Origin of the sequence: Pseudoalteromonas obscura (genome assembly GCF_030135505.1) — a bacterium.
GTDB classification, from domain to species: Bacteria; Pseudomonadota; Gammaproteobacteria; order Enterobacterales; family Alteromonadaceae; genus Pseudoalteromonas; species Pseudoalteromonas obscura.
Genome location: NZ_JASJUT010000005.1, coordinates 89,220 through 102,121 on the forward strand (window position 1 = coordinate 89,220; position 12,902 = coordinate 102,121).

A 12,902-nucleotide genomic window follows, 5' to 3' on the forward strand; every position below is an offset into this window, starting at 1 on the left:
TGAAACTTTTTTACGAATCACAACTCTATGATTTAAATAGAATATAAAGTTAATGTATGACAAAGGAGCCACAATGCATGTCCACTTGGTCGTAGCCCACCCTGAAAGGTCTTCTTTTAATTATGCACTACACCGCATTGCCATCGAAGCCTCGAATAGTATGGGTATTAGGTATAGTAAATCTAATTTATATGCCGACTCATTTAACCCCGTAGCGGGACACGATGACGTGATAGGGTTTCCTGATGGAGAGTCTTTTAATCTTGCCAAGGCACAGCGTTTCGCGCTGGAAAACAATGCGTTTATTAGTCAAATCAAACACGAACAAAATAAACTTAAAGAGTGTGATGTTTTGGTGCTGCAATTTCCACTTTGGTGGTGGTCATTTCCGGCCATTTTAAAGAGGTGGATTGACCGAGTGCTTACATCCGTTTGCCTATGGGGAAGGTGCAACCCTAAAAGCGAAAAAAGTAATGTACTCTATCACAACTGGAGGGGCTAAAAATCAGTCTGAACTCGACTACTATCAAGCAAAAATAGACGGCTTGTATCAGGATGTATTTGCCTTCATGGGCTGGGAGATTATCCCGCCATTCATTGCCCATGGTGTGCAACAAAAAAGTCACCAACAGCGGCTTGATATAATTGCAAGTTACACGGCTCATATACAAAAGAAATTGACGTTAGCGCAAAGTTAGGGGGCTTTTACTTGAGATATTGCGCATGATTTTACAGTTATGGTTATTTATATTAGAGTTGTACCCTATTTGGGGTCTTAATATGAGTAAAGGGAATGTGAGGTTAGTTTGGAAGGCGCTAATTTAGTCATTACTCTATTAACTGAATATATCAACATCAAAGCTAGTGAATAGCATGAGTGGCGTAATTGAACGACTTAAATCGGGATTACTGTCGCCAAAATGTCAGTGAAAGGAAGCAACCAGTGAAAAAAGCACTATTCATCACAATTTTATCAATGATTTCTTGTCTGGCACATGCCAAAGGTGATCTAACCCACGCTCAGCTAGTCGCAAAAGCCAATGGGTTTGTTGCGGCACAAAATGCACGCCAACAGCCAAACTCAACCCGCAAAGATATTGAACATTTTCTCTCATTATTGGCCGATGAATTTGTAGACGAACACGTTAAATACAACTTTACATACACCAATAAAGCCGCACTACGAGATGACATGGTTGCTAAACTCAAAGATAAAGTCATCCACAGTCACATTGAAGTTAATAATATGATGATTGGACGTAATGTCGTGATCATTAAAATGACAGAATCTGGTCGAGTTAAGCCCGCACACTTAGATAGAACCATCGACTACAAAACAACCAATATAGTGTCGCTAGAATTTGACAACAGCGGATTAATTACGCACATACGACGACATCATGGTTAACAATGGCCATTGACGATGAGCTGATGGTGCTGTGTTATCAAACTTATTGCTAGATACAATACTGGTAGTTTGATCAAAGCTTCGTAAAAGTAAATAAGGGAGTAAACTCCCTTGTACTAGCGTATATCTAGGAAATAATGAACTGATAGAACATTGCGCGATCCAGTGGGTGGTTTATTAGTAGTAGCGGATCTCACGCACTCTGTAGTCATATAGTTTTGTGTTGTAGCGGCAGCTACCTACAGAGCGGTATTCAACAATATACACACCGATCCCTTTATACGTATTCACGTACTGCCAAGTACAATTTTCCACTACACCTGCTGGAGAGGTTGTCCAAGCACTTGCGCTGCTAGCGAAGACCATGAACACTGAACAGATCAATAGTTTAATTTTATGCATAGTTATTCCCTTTTTTCCATTGTGGTTTATTGAATTAAGTTCGTACCTACCCTAAAAGATGAAATTGAATTGTTCAATTGTTGACCATGTGATCTGATCGCATTTCATGTACAACCGCGTGATCAGTATTGAAGGGGTGTCTTTATTGGAAACAAGTGGTGTATTTACAGCGCTGAATCAATGGTGCGCTGTAGTGCTTTTGGCCCTAGTTCACCGCATTGAAATCTTGACAAGTTATTGAAAACCACCACGGGGCTGGTGGACGGACACAGGTGTGGACACTCAGTGTCCACACCTGTGTCACTGTGACACTATTGGACAGCGCGGGTGTCCATTCGGACACGTATTATTTCTTACATTTAAAAAAGTTTATATATTTCAATGGTTTATAATTTTTTAAATTTTGGCACTGTCCTCGCTTATACCTAGGTATATCAATTAACAGGTATAGGATTATGATTAAAGGAACTCAATCTCAGGATGAAGTCATCGCGCCAAGTAAGGCAAAAAGCAAACTTAAATATGTTGTGTCAGCGGTATTTATGACACTTTTCACTGTGCTGTCTATCCCGGCGATCAGTCAGTGGTACTCAGGGATCAAAACGGTTTCATACGCACAATTGCTCACAGCTAAGGTAATCAAACAAGACCTAATTAGAGATGCTTCAGTATCTGGTCGTTTGGTTGCAGCCAATGCTCCGCAGGTCTATAGCCCTGAGCCGGGTCAAGTTACTTTATTAGTTAAACCTGGGGATACTGTTGAAAAAAACACAGTGATAGCCACTTTAGAGAGTCCTGAGTTGAGTGCGCAAATAGAGCAGCAGACTTCGTTACTGTCGCAATTGAAGTTAGATGCCGACCGAGGCACATTGGCAGATGAAGAAGCGCAATTGGACTTAGAACGCAGCTTAGATGAAGCAGTGGTACGCCTCAATGCTGCAAAACGTGAACAGCAGCGTTCGCAAGAATCTTTCGATAGACAAGTGATAAGTGAGTTAGATTATGCGCGCAGTCAAGATACGCTGCTTGAAGCACAGCTAATGCACAAACATGCTCAAAAGCGTGTCAGCATGGCAAAAAAGCGCCTTGATTTTGAAGCGCAAACTCGTGGTTTATCTGTTAAACGACAAACTCAAATATTGCAAGAACTTCAGCGCCGAAAGCGCGCTCTAGAAGTACGCGCACCAGTCAATGGAGTGGTGGGAAGTTGGTTAGTGCAACAAAAAGAACAAGTGGCAGATGCACAGGCCTTGATGAGCATAGTTGACTTGTCAGAATATGAAGCAGAGTTACAAGTACCTGAGTTTTATGCAGATGATTTAGGCATTGGCTTAAATGTTGAGATCACATTTTCCGGTCAACAGTACCAAGGTGCGATTAGCTCAGTGTCACCAGAAATTAAGCAAAACCAAGTTGCGGTGCGAGTTAAATTGGCGTCTGGCAACAATGTAAAGTTGCGTCAAAACCAACGTGTGAATGGCCGTATCGAATTTGAGAAAAAATCGCAGGTTCTGCAAGTTAAGCGCGGACCATTTTTAACCAGTTTTGGCGGTAAACAAGCTTTTGTTATTCGCGACCAAGTCGCGCAATTAATGAATATTCAAGTGGGGGCATCGAGTGTAGAGTACGTTGAGCTACTCAGCGGTGTTCAAGAAGGTGATGAAGTGATCATTTCTGATTATGACGCATTCAGCCAAAGTAAAACTTTTAAAATTTCAAAATAATTAATAAGAATTAAGGATCTCATTATGCTTTCTATGAAAAATATTAGCCGAGTATATCGCAGTGACACCATCCAAACTCACGCACTGCGAGATTTTAATCTGCAGGTTGAGGCAGGCGAATTTGTCGCTGTGACAGGGCCATCGGGCTCAGGTAAATCGACGTTTTTAAACGTGGCTGGATTACTCGATGACTTTAATGAGGGGGAATATATCTTAGATGGGACCAGTGTAAATGGTTTGTCAGACGACGACCTATCTCGTCTGAGAAATGAAAAAATAGGATTCATTTTTCAAAACTACAACTTGATCCCTGATTACAGTATTTATGACAACGTGGACATGCCACTGCGCTATCGCGGCCTGAGTGCAAAGCAAAGACGTAGCCGTATTGAGCATGCGCTCGAGTTGGTGGGGCTTGCCAGTCGTCACGCCTACTTGCCAAGCCAGCTCTCTGGTGGTCAGCAACAGCGGGTAGCCATCGCTCGAGCTTTGGCAGGAGAGCCGAAAATTTTGTTAGCGGATGAACCAACGGGAAACCTCGACTCACTAATGGCTAGACAGATCATGGATCTACTTAAAGAAATCAACAAAAAAGGCAGCACCATAATTATGGTTACCCATGATCCGGATCAGGCCCGAGAAGTGAATCGCAATATCCAAATTATAGATGGGCAAATTACCGATTACAGTATCTATGCGCCAGTCAGTAAGGCACAAACAGCTAATCAAGAAACACTGTCGATTTAAGGAGCCTACAATGGAAATGTTTACCTATTATGTTCAGCTTTGCATACGAAACTTTAAACGTACGCCGCTATTTTTCGCTTTGATCATGCTCACTTTATCGATAGGTATTGGCACTTTACTGGCAAATTTATCTATGTTGTCTTTGATGTCACAAGATCCTATCCCCGGAAAAAGTGACCAAATCTTTAGTGTGAATATGAATACATATGCTGGCGCAAATAATACCTTTGGCAGTATGCACACTATAAGGTATAGCGATGCGAAAGCGATTGTTGATGCGGGGGTTGCAAACCGCGCTACCATGCATTATGCAACCAATGTTTATAGCCGTCGTGCAGATTCGCAAGACTTGACGCGTTATTCAAGCGCAACACGCGCAACCACAGCGTCTTTTTTCGCCATGATGGGCGCTGAATTTGCGTTTGGTGAAGCGTGGAAAAATGAGCACAGTAACAACATTGTGATTGGTCATGAGCTCAACATCAAATTGTTTGGTGGTGAAAACAGTGTCGGTGAACAGTTGGAGTTACAAGGCCAAATTTATAATATTGTCGGCGTACTAAAACCGTGGATTATGAAGCCGTTATTTTATCATGCAACTGAAGGGCGAGCATTTAACAAAACCGATGATATTTTTGTTCCCATCGAAGTCGCGATTGATAACAACTGGGCAATTCACGCGCGCGCTTTATCGACTGATGATTACACGACTTTGAGTGAAACAAGGCAGGTAAATGCATATTATATTCAAGCATTTGTTGAGTTAGTAGACGCGCAGCAGAAGCTCGCTTTTCAGACCTTTATTGATGGTCATGCCCAGCAGTTGCAGGAGAAGGGCAACCACCGTCATGAGGTCGACAATCGCTTATATGATGTCAACGATTGGCTTGAGTATAACGAAGTAGTTAACAAGGATTTATTGGCTTTTACATTTGCCACGGGGTTGTTTTTACTGGTGTGCATCTTCAATGCCAATAGCTTGATGCTATCACGCTATCAAGCAGGGCAGTTCGAATCCAATTTAAGACGCGCAGTGGGTGCGAGTCGCAAGCAGGTCTTTTATCAAGGGGTCATTGAAAGTGTTATTTTAGGTATTACGTGTGCACTGGTGTCACTGGTGTTGGCAATTAGCTTGTTAGCTTTGTACCGTCAACTCTTTGAAGACCTAGCACCCGTTGCCGAATTACCATTGCATATGGTCGTGATTGGGTTTGGTGTGGCCCTGACATCGAGTTTATTAAGTACCATTTACCCTTTAGTTCAGGGCGCTCGCACGCCACTGGCAAGTATTTTAAAGTAGGAGCAGGCTCATGAACATAAAAGCACTATTTAAATCAATGTTGCTGCGCAAGTTTGCGACGGGCTTACTCATATTTCAACTGGTTCTAACCATTGGTCTGGCATGTAACAGCCTATTGCTGAGTATTGATGCGAATGAAAAGTTATCTCGTGATGTTGGTTTTGACATGGAGAATGTGTTGGCGTTTCAAGTTCGCCCCACCTCAGAAGCCTTTTTGGACGCAGATTTCTTTTTGTCTGTTGTTGATGAAGATATGGCGGCACTGGCAAACCTCAATGTAGTAGAGATGGTGACATATACTAACCAGTTACCATTAATGCGCGGTGGAAATTATCACTCAATAGAAGATATTAACCACCCAGAAGATATGCCTGTAGAGCGTCAGTTCAGTGGCATACCTACTTATTATGTAGGGCAAGATTTCTTTAAGTTATTAGATACGCAAATGCATCTTGGAAGAAACTTCAACGCGGGCGACAATGCAACGCGTGGGTATCTAGAATCCCCTGAATTTGAACCAAATATTGTCATCTCTCGGTCATTGGCTGAAGCGCTTTATCCGGGGGAGTCTGCGGTTGGAAAGCAAACTTCTGAAGGTCGTATTGTCGGGGTTGTTTCTGACTTTGCGATCAGGCCTACGCGCGCTTATCCGCACTACGGAATCTTTAAATTTCGCAATATGGCACGTGCACAATCTAGGTTGATATATATGGTTAAAGTGGCACCGGGCGATTTAAAACACACTAAGCAAGTGATCAGGGATGCGCTGAAAAAAGTACACCCAGAGCGTGACATACGCGAAATAATCACGATGGAAGATCATCATAGTGACTACTTTAAACAAGCAACCAGTTTGGCCACATTATTTAGTTTATTGACGGCATTTATGTTATTGGTAACGATGATAAGCTGCTTCGCACACGCGCATTTCCATGTTTCAAAGCAGAAAAAACTCATTGGGATCAGACGTGCATTAGGCGCGCGTAAAAAAGATGTATTGCTGTATGTGTTGAGTGAAAACTGGTTGGTGAGTGCGATTGCTGCAGGGCTAGGCGTGGTCAGTGTTATTGCCATTAATATGTTGTTAGCTAACGTTATTTTAATGCCTAAACCTGATGTAATGAGCTATTTGATTTGTGTTATTATCGTGTTTATCTCTGGTACTGCAGCAACTGGGCTACCAGCTTGGAAAACAACAAAAATAGCGCCTGTCACAGCGACTCGCACGCTATAAATAATAAGGAATCAACATGCAGCGGCTTGATAGCCGCTGTATGTTTGCAAAGCACGTATGAACACAATTCTCGTTGTTGATGACAACCCAGATATTTTAGATGCACTAGATTTGCTACTGAGTATTCACGATTACAAAGTACTGAGTGTGACGAGTGTAAAAGAAGCACTTTTGGCTGTATCGCATCAAAAAGTCGACTTGGTGATCCAGGATATGAACTTTAGCGAAGGCACCACATCAGGGGAAGAAGGCAAGCAATTATTTAGTGCGCTAAAAGAACTCAACCCGTCACTGCCGATTATTATTATCACAGCTTGGAGCCAGCTAGAAACCGCTATTTCATTGGTAAAGTCTGGCGCAGCAGATTATCTTCCCAAGCCTTGGGATGACCAAAAGCTCCTTGGTGCGATCAAAGAGCAGTTGGCGGCCAAAGTAACTCAATCAACTGAGTGCGCACTCGTTTACCAAAGCAAAGAAATGTCAGAGCTGATTTATACGTCTACCAAGGTTGCAGCAGCAGATATCAATGTGCTTATCACCGGCCCAAATGGCTCTGGCAAAGAAAAGTTAGCTGATTTTGTGCATCAAAAGTCTCAACGTGCGACACAACCCTTTATTAAGGTTAATATGGGCGCAATTCCACAAGAGTTGATGGAAGCAGAGTTATTTGGTGCGGAAAAAGGCGCGTTTACTGGGGCAAATCAAGCAAGGGCTGGACGTTTCGAAGCGGCAGATGGTGGTACACTATTTTTAGACGAAATTGGTAATTTACCGCTTTCAGGTCAAATGAAACTATTACGTGTTTTGCAAACGGGAGAGTTTGAGCGGCTGGGTTCAAATGTGACGCAAAAAGTGGATGTTAGGGTGATCAGTGCGACTAATGCAAATCTGCAGCTCGATATTAAAAATGGTGATTTTAGAGAAGATCTATTCTATCGACTAAATGGAATGGAGTTGACTATTTTGCCACTCAATAAGCGCAGAGCGGACATTATACCGCTGGCGAACCACTTTATTGGTGACGCACACTCGTTGTCAAAAGATGCCGAACAATTCTTGATGCAATACACTTGGCCGGGCAATGTACGCGAGCTTGAAAATACCTGTAAGCGAGCACTGATTTTTGCTGAAGGGGACTGTGTAACCGCAAGTGCATTCCAAGGGCAAGAACAAACTTCAATACTGAGTGAAAAAGAGCACATGCAGCAGGTGTTGGACAAGCATAATTGGACAATTGCGCATGCGGCTCAGGAGCTCGGTTTAAGTCGTCAGACCCTTTATCGACGCATCGAAAAGTTCAAACTGGAAAAGAGCGATGACTAAGTTACTGAGCTTTTTCTTTTTGTGCCAAGTCGCTTTTTCTATTGCTGGGGTTGTATATGGCCCTGATTACCCGCTGGTTTTTTTACTGATTGGTACTGTGCTGTTTAGTTTAATTGGTTACGTGTACCACAGATACAATAAGGCACAGGCGAATATTCAGCGCAGTATTGAACAAGGCTTGTTAAGCCTGATTGATGGGGATTTTTCGGTCAGTATCGCGCCCAAAAAACACCCAATTTACGACAGTGTTTTTACTGTATTTAACCAGTGCGCAGAAAAACTGAGAAAAGAGCGGCAACATCTTTATCAACGTGAAATGCTGTTAGATAAAGTGCTTAATACATCGCCTGTGGTCACATTTTTAGTGAGCCCGGATCATAAAATCATTTTTGCTAACCGCGCTGCTGAGTTGATGTTTAATCACGGTGAGTCTTTGTTAGGGCACGATTGGTTAGCTATACGCAATGAGTTAGATGGCGGGTTTGCGGAGGCATTGCAAAATAGCGGAGAGAGCATTTTCACGCTCAAGGATGCCAGTGGTGAAGAGCAAGCATGGCACTTAGCAAAGTCAGGTATGCGCATTCATCAAGCGAGCCATACCCTATACTTGTTGAAAAGCATCACCCACGAGCTTGGTCGCCAAGAAGTACAAACTTGGAAAAAAGTCATCAGGGTACTCAGCCATGAGTTAAATAATTCCATAGCCCCGATCAGCTCCATGTGTCATTCAGGTCAGTTACTGGCGCAGAATCTAGAAGAACCTCGCCTCGATAGAGTGTTTAGCTCTATATCGCGGCGGATCGGTCATTTAAATGAGTTTATCAAAGGCTATGGTGAGTTATCCAAACTAAAGTTACCTAGCAAAACATTAATTAGGTGGCCAGCGTTGTTAGAGCAATTAAACGCTTTGTACCCATTTGAACTGACAAATGAGATCCCTGAATCTGCCCTGTATGCCGATGAGCACCAGCTGGAGCAGGTACTGATTAATATTTTGAAAAATGCCCATGAAGCACAAAGTGAGCAAGCACAAACGCCATTAGTGCAATTACGCTTTATTGAACTAGAACGACAGGGAATTACCATTGAAGTGCGAGATTTTGGCACCGGTATGGCTCAAGAAGTACTGGAAAACGCCCTGCTACCGTTTTATTCGACAAAGCACTCTGGAACTGGGCTTGGTTTAGCATTGTGCCGCGAGATCATTGATGCGCATCAGGGTAAGCTCGCTTTTCGCAATTGTGAAGATGGCGGTGCCATTGTCAGTGTTTATTTGCCATGTTGATCCCCAGTAATAATAGGCCCACTGTAACAAGGGCAGGCATTGCATAATCTGACTTATATATTCATAGTGTTATTTATTTTATTTGTACCTTTAGTGGCCGTTGGATCCTCATACCGCCGAAAAATGAGCAAGGTACATACTAGGAAATCACTAAGCGCCAGCATAGTGATTTAGTTTATCGGTAGTGCTAAGGTAAAAGAGGTACATTCACCGAGTTCCGATTGAAGCGATAAACTGCCACCAAGCTGCTTACTCAAGTTGTAACTCACCGATAGGCCCAGTCCGCTGCCTTGACCAACTTCTTTGGTCGTAAAAAATGGGTCAAAAACTTTCTCTTGAATATCCAAGGGGATCCCTGGGCCATTATCTTTCACTGTAAGCAATAGCATGTCATCAGCTTCTTTTGAGCTTAGTTCAACAAACGGGTGGTCATTACGACATTGCGCTACGGCTTGAAAAGCATTTTTCAGTAAATTGGTTAAGATCTGCTGTACAAATCCAGGATTAGAAGTTGGCTGGCAAGTATGCGAAAAATTGGTTGTCACTGAAATTGCGCTGGGGTTTTGGTTGTTCAGTAACATCAAGCTTTGCTCCACAACTGTGGCAACGTCTAGTTTGGTTTGGTGTTGATTATTTGGCGCTGTAAATGATTGCAAATCTTTGATGATTTCGCTGACTCGGCTTAACCCCATTTGAGATTGGGCGACAATTTCACGGATATCATCATAAATAAAATCAATATCCGATTGTCCTCGATAGTCACTGATTTGGTTTTTAATTTCCGCGCCAATATGCTGATTGCCAACTTCAACGGCACTCAAAAATTGGTCGTGTAAATTTTGCAAATTAAGGATGCTGTCTAGGTAATTATCCATTGAGCCAAAGTTACTTAACACAGAAGAGAGTGGGTTATTGATCTCATGGGCGATGCCTGCTGCAAACTGGCCGACAGTTGCCATTTTTTCACTGTGAGCAAGTTGTGTTTGGGTTTGCTTTAGCTTAATCAGCGCTTCTTTTAACCTTTTACATTGCTTCTTCAAGCGCCGCTCTGATTCTTTTCTTTCTAGTAAGATGGTTAATTGCTCTGCGGATTTACTGACAACGTCTATCTGTCGCATAGACACTGAATCCATTGCTTGTTCATCAATGAAAAACACCATTAACTCCAGCACTTTGTCGTAAACAACAATAGGAAATATAAGATAACTACTGAGGTTTGCCCCCAGTAATTGATTAACCGAATGAAATGTTTCCTTACTTGGTAAAAGGTCAATTTGAGGCTTTTTTTCTGTAAGTGAACGAGCTAGATAGGCGGGCAAAGTTGGCAACCCAAAAGCATCAGTCAGTGCCTTTTCTACCAATTGTTGCTGTGGCCATACTTGGCTTAGCTCACCGTCATGTTGATTGCTGATCTTAATTCTACAATGTGTTGTCGCACAGGCGATGTTGGCAAGGGATTGCATAAACGTAAGCATGACTTCATTAATGTCGTTATTGTTTCTATGTAAGTGGGCGACACTCATCAATAAATCACTTTCAGCCTTGTGCTGTGCGTTAATTTGTAAAAGTCGTTGCCAAGCTTTGAGGTTGCGCTCGATGACGCTTAAGTTGAAGGCTTCTTTGTTTTGAGCAAGGCTAATAAAGCTGGCGATATCATAGTTTTCAATCCAGCTTAATGCATCGGGCATACGCTCAGGTTGGTGCGCAACAATAAATATCATGTCCTTGTCTTGGCAACCGACTCTGACATATTCCAGTAACTGTTCAGCTAATTCTTCTGAGTCTGTGTCTTCTACGTTTAGCACCAGAAGCCCTGGCTTTTTCTTACGTATAAGCTTTTTGCTTGCTCTTAAGTTAGTGGCAGTTTCAACATTGCAATTAAGTTGTTTTAAAAGTGTTTCCAGGGACGTCGAATGTGGGCCAATGCTTAAAATGGTGTGCTGTTGTCTTTCCATAATCATTGCTGTTCTTGCCTTGTATTTTTGTTAACTATAGCCAATGATTACACTTTCTGTGCAAAGGTATTTGAGTGGCCATTACTAGGAGCGTAAGGGTATGAAGCTAGTCAGGTTGGTATATTTTAGTCAGGCATCTCGCAGTATGAGCTTGTCGGATTTACGTGATATTTTGGAAACAGCTCGTTCTAATAACGATGAAATTGCGGTATGTGGCATGCTTTGTTTTGAAAACCAGTTCTTTTTGCAAGCATTAGAAGGGGACAGAGAAGCCGTTAATGAACTTTATCTCGATATTGCCGATGATCCAAGGCATGAAGAAGCAACCATTATCAGTTACGACGAGGTAGAGAGCCCAACTTTTGCAAAGTGGCAAATGGGCTATGCAGGGGGCTCTGAATCTTTTTATGAGTTACTACGTAAAAACGGCCAAACCGAGTTTGATCCCGAGCAAATGAGCCAAACTCAGGCTTTATCTTTTTTAATGGATATGGCCGCTTTTCAGACTGATATATAGGTCGATTGTGTTTTATCTTACAGCTTTCTTTGTTGATTGAGTTCGGGCATTGCTCTATACGCTGTTGTTTTAGACTATCAAGATATGCGCTGTATGAGTGTGTGCCGCAGTCAACCAGTGCTGGTTTGCAAGCCTGAGAATAGCTAATGCTGATCTGGGCTCTTTAGCTCAAAGAGATAGAGTTGTGCTTTTAAATCGTTTGTAACTTGGTTTGTGAATTTGTCTAAACCCATATAGTTAGAGTCTTGGGTAAGCTAAATTTTAATCAACTTGTTTTTTAGAAAACAATGTACTCAACTGAGTCGGTTTTGCTGTAATTACGTCAAGGCCATTGTCTATGAAATGCCACGACTTTGGCATAAATGAGGGAGCGGCTTGGTTGGAAGAATGAGCTGATACATACTTTAATCAGCTCATATTAGATGATTTGGGCAGTAAAGATTAAGCCATAAACTTATCTGCCCAATTTCAAATTAGTTAGGGCTTACTGTTACTGTGATAGTATCAGAGTAAGTACCTGCGTCATCTAGACCGTTTGACTGAGGCGTGATTTTAAGCGATGTAGCTTGAGTTTCACCAGTCACACCTGTACCCGCTGTCGTTGCTTTTGAATGCTTGTAAGTACCAGTCTGTAAATCGATACCAGAAGTATCACCGATGTTTAGTGTGTAAGCGATTTTACTACCTTTCGCGTTGTTTGCGACTAGGAAACCACCGTTTGCAGATGTGTACTCTGTCGTTGCATTTTCGCCAGTGTTACACCATACATCTAGAGTACCGATTTCTTGCGTCTGCTGAGAAGAATCAAGCTTTAGACCAGTAACGCTGTTGCTGCTACCGCTACTTGTTTTACACATTGGTGCGATTGTACCTTCGAAAGTGAATTTAGCTTCAGTACCTGAGATATCTGAGACAGCAGCTGCTGCAGTGATTGATGTGAATGCAGTTGCAGCGAATAGTGATTTTAGTAATGCGTTCATGGCTTTTCCCCTTAAACAAAACACGAA

13 protein-coding genes are annotated in these 12,902 nt (G+C 42.3%); 10 read left to right on the top strand and 3 right to left on the bottom strand.

The features are described from left to right. Positions 1–73 precede the first annotated feature (73 nt). The 3 genes from QNM18_RS13625 (at position 74) to QNM18_RS13635 (ending at position 1,408) form a co-directional block, all read left to right on the top strand. Positions 74–502 carry an NAD(P)H-dependent oxidoreductase gene (locus QNM18_RS13625; protein ID WP_284137536.1) on the top strand — a complete coding sequence of 143 codons (429 nt, stop codon included), beginning with the start codon at positions 74–76 and terminating at the stop codon, positions 500–502. Then, positions 474–698, top strand: coding sequence for a hypothetical protein (locus tag QNM18_RS27350; RefSeq protein ID WP_284137537.1), 225 nt, complete (start codon positions 474–476; stop codon positions 696–698). The genes QNM18_RS13625 and QNM18_RS27350 overlap by 29 nt, the downstream gene beginning before the upstream one ends. Positions 699–943: 245 nt before the next feature. After that, entirely contained in the window at positions 944–1,408 is a 465-nt protein-coding gene (locus tag QNM18_RS13635; RefSeq protein WP_284137538.1) for a nuclear transport factor 2 family protein, read from the top strand. 177 nt (positions 1,409–1,585) lie between these two features. On the opposite strand, the gene QNM18_RS13640 is transcribed toward QNM18_RS13635, so the two are convergent. Continuing rightward, on the bottom strand, positions 1,586–1,810 hold the full coding sequence (locus QNM18_RS13640) for a hypothetical protein (RefSeq protein WP_211011651.1): 225 nt from the start codon (positions 1,808–1,810) through the stop codon (positions 1,586–1,588). Between the two features lie 455 nt (positions 1,811–2,265). On the opposite strand from QNM18_RS13640, the gene QNM18_RS13645 reads away from it, so the two are divergent. Genes QNM18_RS13645 through QNM18_RS13670 form a run of 6 tightly spaced genes read left to right on the top strand, consistent with a single transcriptional unit; the run spans position 2,266 to position 9,423 of the window. Beyond that, on the top strand, positions 2,266–3,534 hold the full coding sequence (locus tag QNM18_RS13645) for an efflux RND transporter periplasmic adaptor subunit (RefSeq protein WP_284137539.1): 1,269 nt from the start codon (positions 2,266–2,268) through the stop codon (positions 3,532–3,534). A 24-nt stretch (positions 3,535–3,558) separates the two neighbouring features. After that, positions 3,559–4,281 (top strand): ABC transporter ATP-binding protein, encoded by a 723-nt coding sequence (locus tag QNM18_RS13650; protein ID WP_211011649.1) that lies wholly within the window; start codon positions 3,559–3,561, stop codon positions 4,279–4,281. Positions 4,282–4,291: 10 nt separating this feature from the next. Then, complete coding sequence (locus QNM18_RS13655; RefSeq protein ID WP_211011648.1) at positions 4,292–5,581, top strand: ABC transporter permease; 1,290 nt, start codon at positions 4,292–4,294, stop codon at positions 5,579–5,581. A gap of 10 nt (positions 5,582–5,591) precedes the next feature. Continuing rightward, positions 5,592–6,815, top strand: a complete 1,224-nt coding sequence (locus tag QNM18_RS13660) for an ABC transporter permease (RefSeq protein WP_284137540.1) — start codon at positions 5,592–5,594, stop codon at positions 6,813–6,815. Between the two features lie 57 nt (positions 6,816–6,872). After that, complete coding sequence (locus tag QNM18_RS13665) at positions 6,873–8,138, top strand: sigma-54-dependent transcriptional regulator (RefSeq protein WP_211011646.1); 1,266 nt, start codon at positions 6,873–6,875, stop codon at positions 8,136–8,138. Next, positions 8,131–9,423: a sensor histidine kinase gene (locus tag QNM18_RS13670; RefSeq protein ID WP_211011645.1), complete on the top strand. Its 1,293-nt coding sequence runs from the start codon at positions 8,131–8,133 to the stop codon at positions 9,421–9,423. The genes QNM18_RS13665 and QNM18_RS13670 overlap by 8 nt, the downstream gene beginning before the upstream one ends. Positions 9,424–9,593: 170 nt before the next feature. Here QNM18_RS13670 and QNM18_RS13675 read toward each other — a convergent pair whose 3' ends face one another. Further along, positions 9,594–11,378 carry a sensor histidine kinase gene (locus QNM18_RS13675; RefSeq protein WP_284137541.1) on the bottom strand — a complete coding sequence of 595 codons (1,785 nt, stop codon included), beginning with the start codon at positions 11,376–11,378 and terminating at the stop codon, positions 9,594–9,596. 100 nt (positions 11,379–11,478) lie between these two features. Between QNM18_RS13675 and QNM18_RS13680 the strand changes: the two genes are divergently transcribed. Then, entirely contained in the window at positions 11,479–11,895 is a 417-nt protein-coding gene (locus QNM18_RS13680; RefSeq protein ID WP_284137542.1) for a BLUF domain-containing protein, read from the top strand. Between the two features lie 473 nt (positions 11,896–12,368). Here the strand turns inward: QNM18_RS13680 and QNM18_RS13685 are convergent, their stop codons facing one another. Next, positions 12,369–12,875, bottom strand: a complete 507-nt coding sequence (locus QNM18_RS13685; RefSeq protein ID WP_023398226.1) for a hypothetical protein — start codon at positions 12,873–12,875, stop codon at positions 12,369–12,371. Positions 12,876–12,902: the final 27 nt, after the last annotated feature.

What these genes read in the sequence shown, in the direction of transcription:
- QNM18_RS13625 (WP_284137536.1), top strand. Translation starts at nt 74, where the DNA reads ATGCATGTCCACTTGGTCGTAGCCCACCCTGAAAGGTCTTCTTTTAAT.
- QNM18_RS27350 (WP_284137537.1), top strand. Translation starts at nt 474, where the DNA reads ATGTACTCTATCACAACTGGAGGGGCTAAAAATCAGTCTGAACTCGAC.
- QNM18_RS13640 (WP_211011651.1), bottom strand. Translation starts at nt 1,810, where the DNA reads ATGCATAAAATTAAACTATTGATCTGTTCAGTGTTCATGGTCTTCGCT.
- QNM18_RS13645 (WP_284137539.1), top strand. Translation starts at nt 2,266, where the DNA reads ATGATTAAAGGAACTCAATCTCAGGATGAAGTCATCGCGCCAAGTAAG.
- QNM18_RS13650 (WP_211011649.1), top strand. Translation starts at nt 3,559, where the DNA reads ATGCTTTCTATGAAAAATATTAGCCGAGTATATCGCAGTGACACCATC.
- QNM18_RS13655 (WP_211011648.1), top strand. Translation starts at nt 4,292, where the DNA reads ATGGAAATGTTTACCTATTATGTTCAGCTTTGCATACGAAACTTTAAA.
- QNM18_RS13660 (WP_284137540.1), top strand. Translation starts at nt 5,592, where the DNA reads ATGAACATAAAAGCACTATTTAAATCAATGTTGCTGCGCAAGTTTGCG.
- QNM18_RS13665 (WP_211011646.1), top strand. Translation starts at nt 6,873, where the DNA reads ATGAACACAATTCTCGTTGTTGATGACAACCCAGATATTTTAGATGCA.
- QNM18_RS13670 (WP_211011645.1), top strand. Translation starts at nt 8,131, where the DNA reads ATGACTAAGTTACTGAGCTTTTTCTTTTTGTGCCAAGTCGCTTTTTCT.
- QNM18_RS13675 (WP_284137541.1), bottom strand. Translation starts at nt 11,378, where the DNA reads ATGGAAAGACAACAGCACACCATTTTAAGCATTGGCCCACATTCGACG.
- QNM18_RS13680 (WP_284137542.1), top strand. Translation starts at nt 11,479, where the DNA reads ATGAAGCTAGTCAGGTTGGTATATTTTAGTCAGGCATCTCGCAGTATG.
- QNM18_RS13685 (WP_023398226.1), bottom strand. Translation starts at nt 12,875, where the DNA reads ATGAACGCATTACTAAAATCACTATTCGCTGCAACTGCATTCACATCA.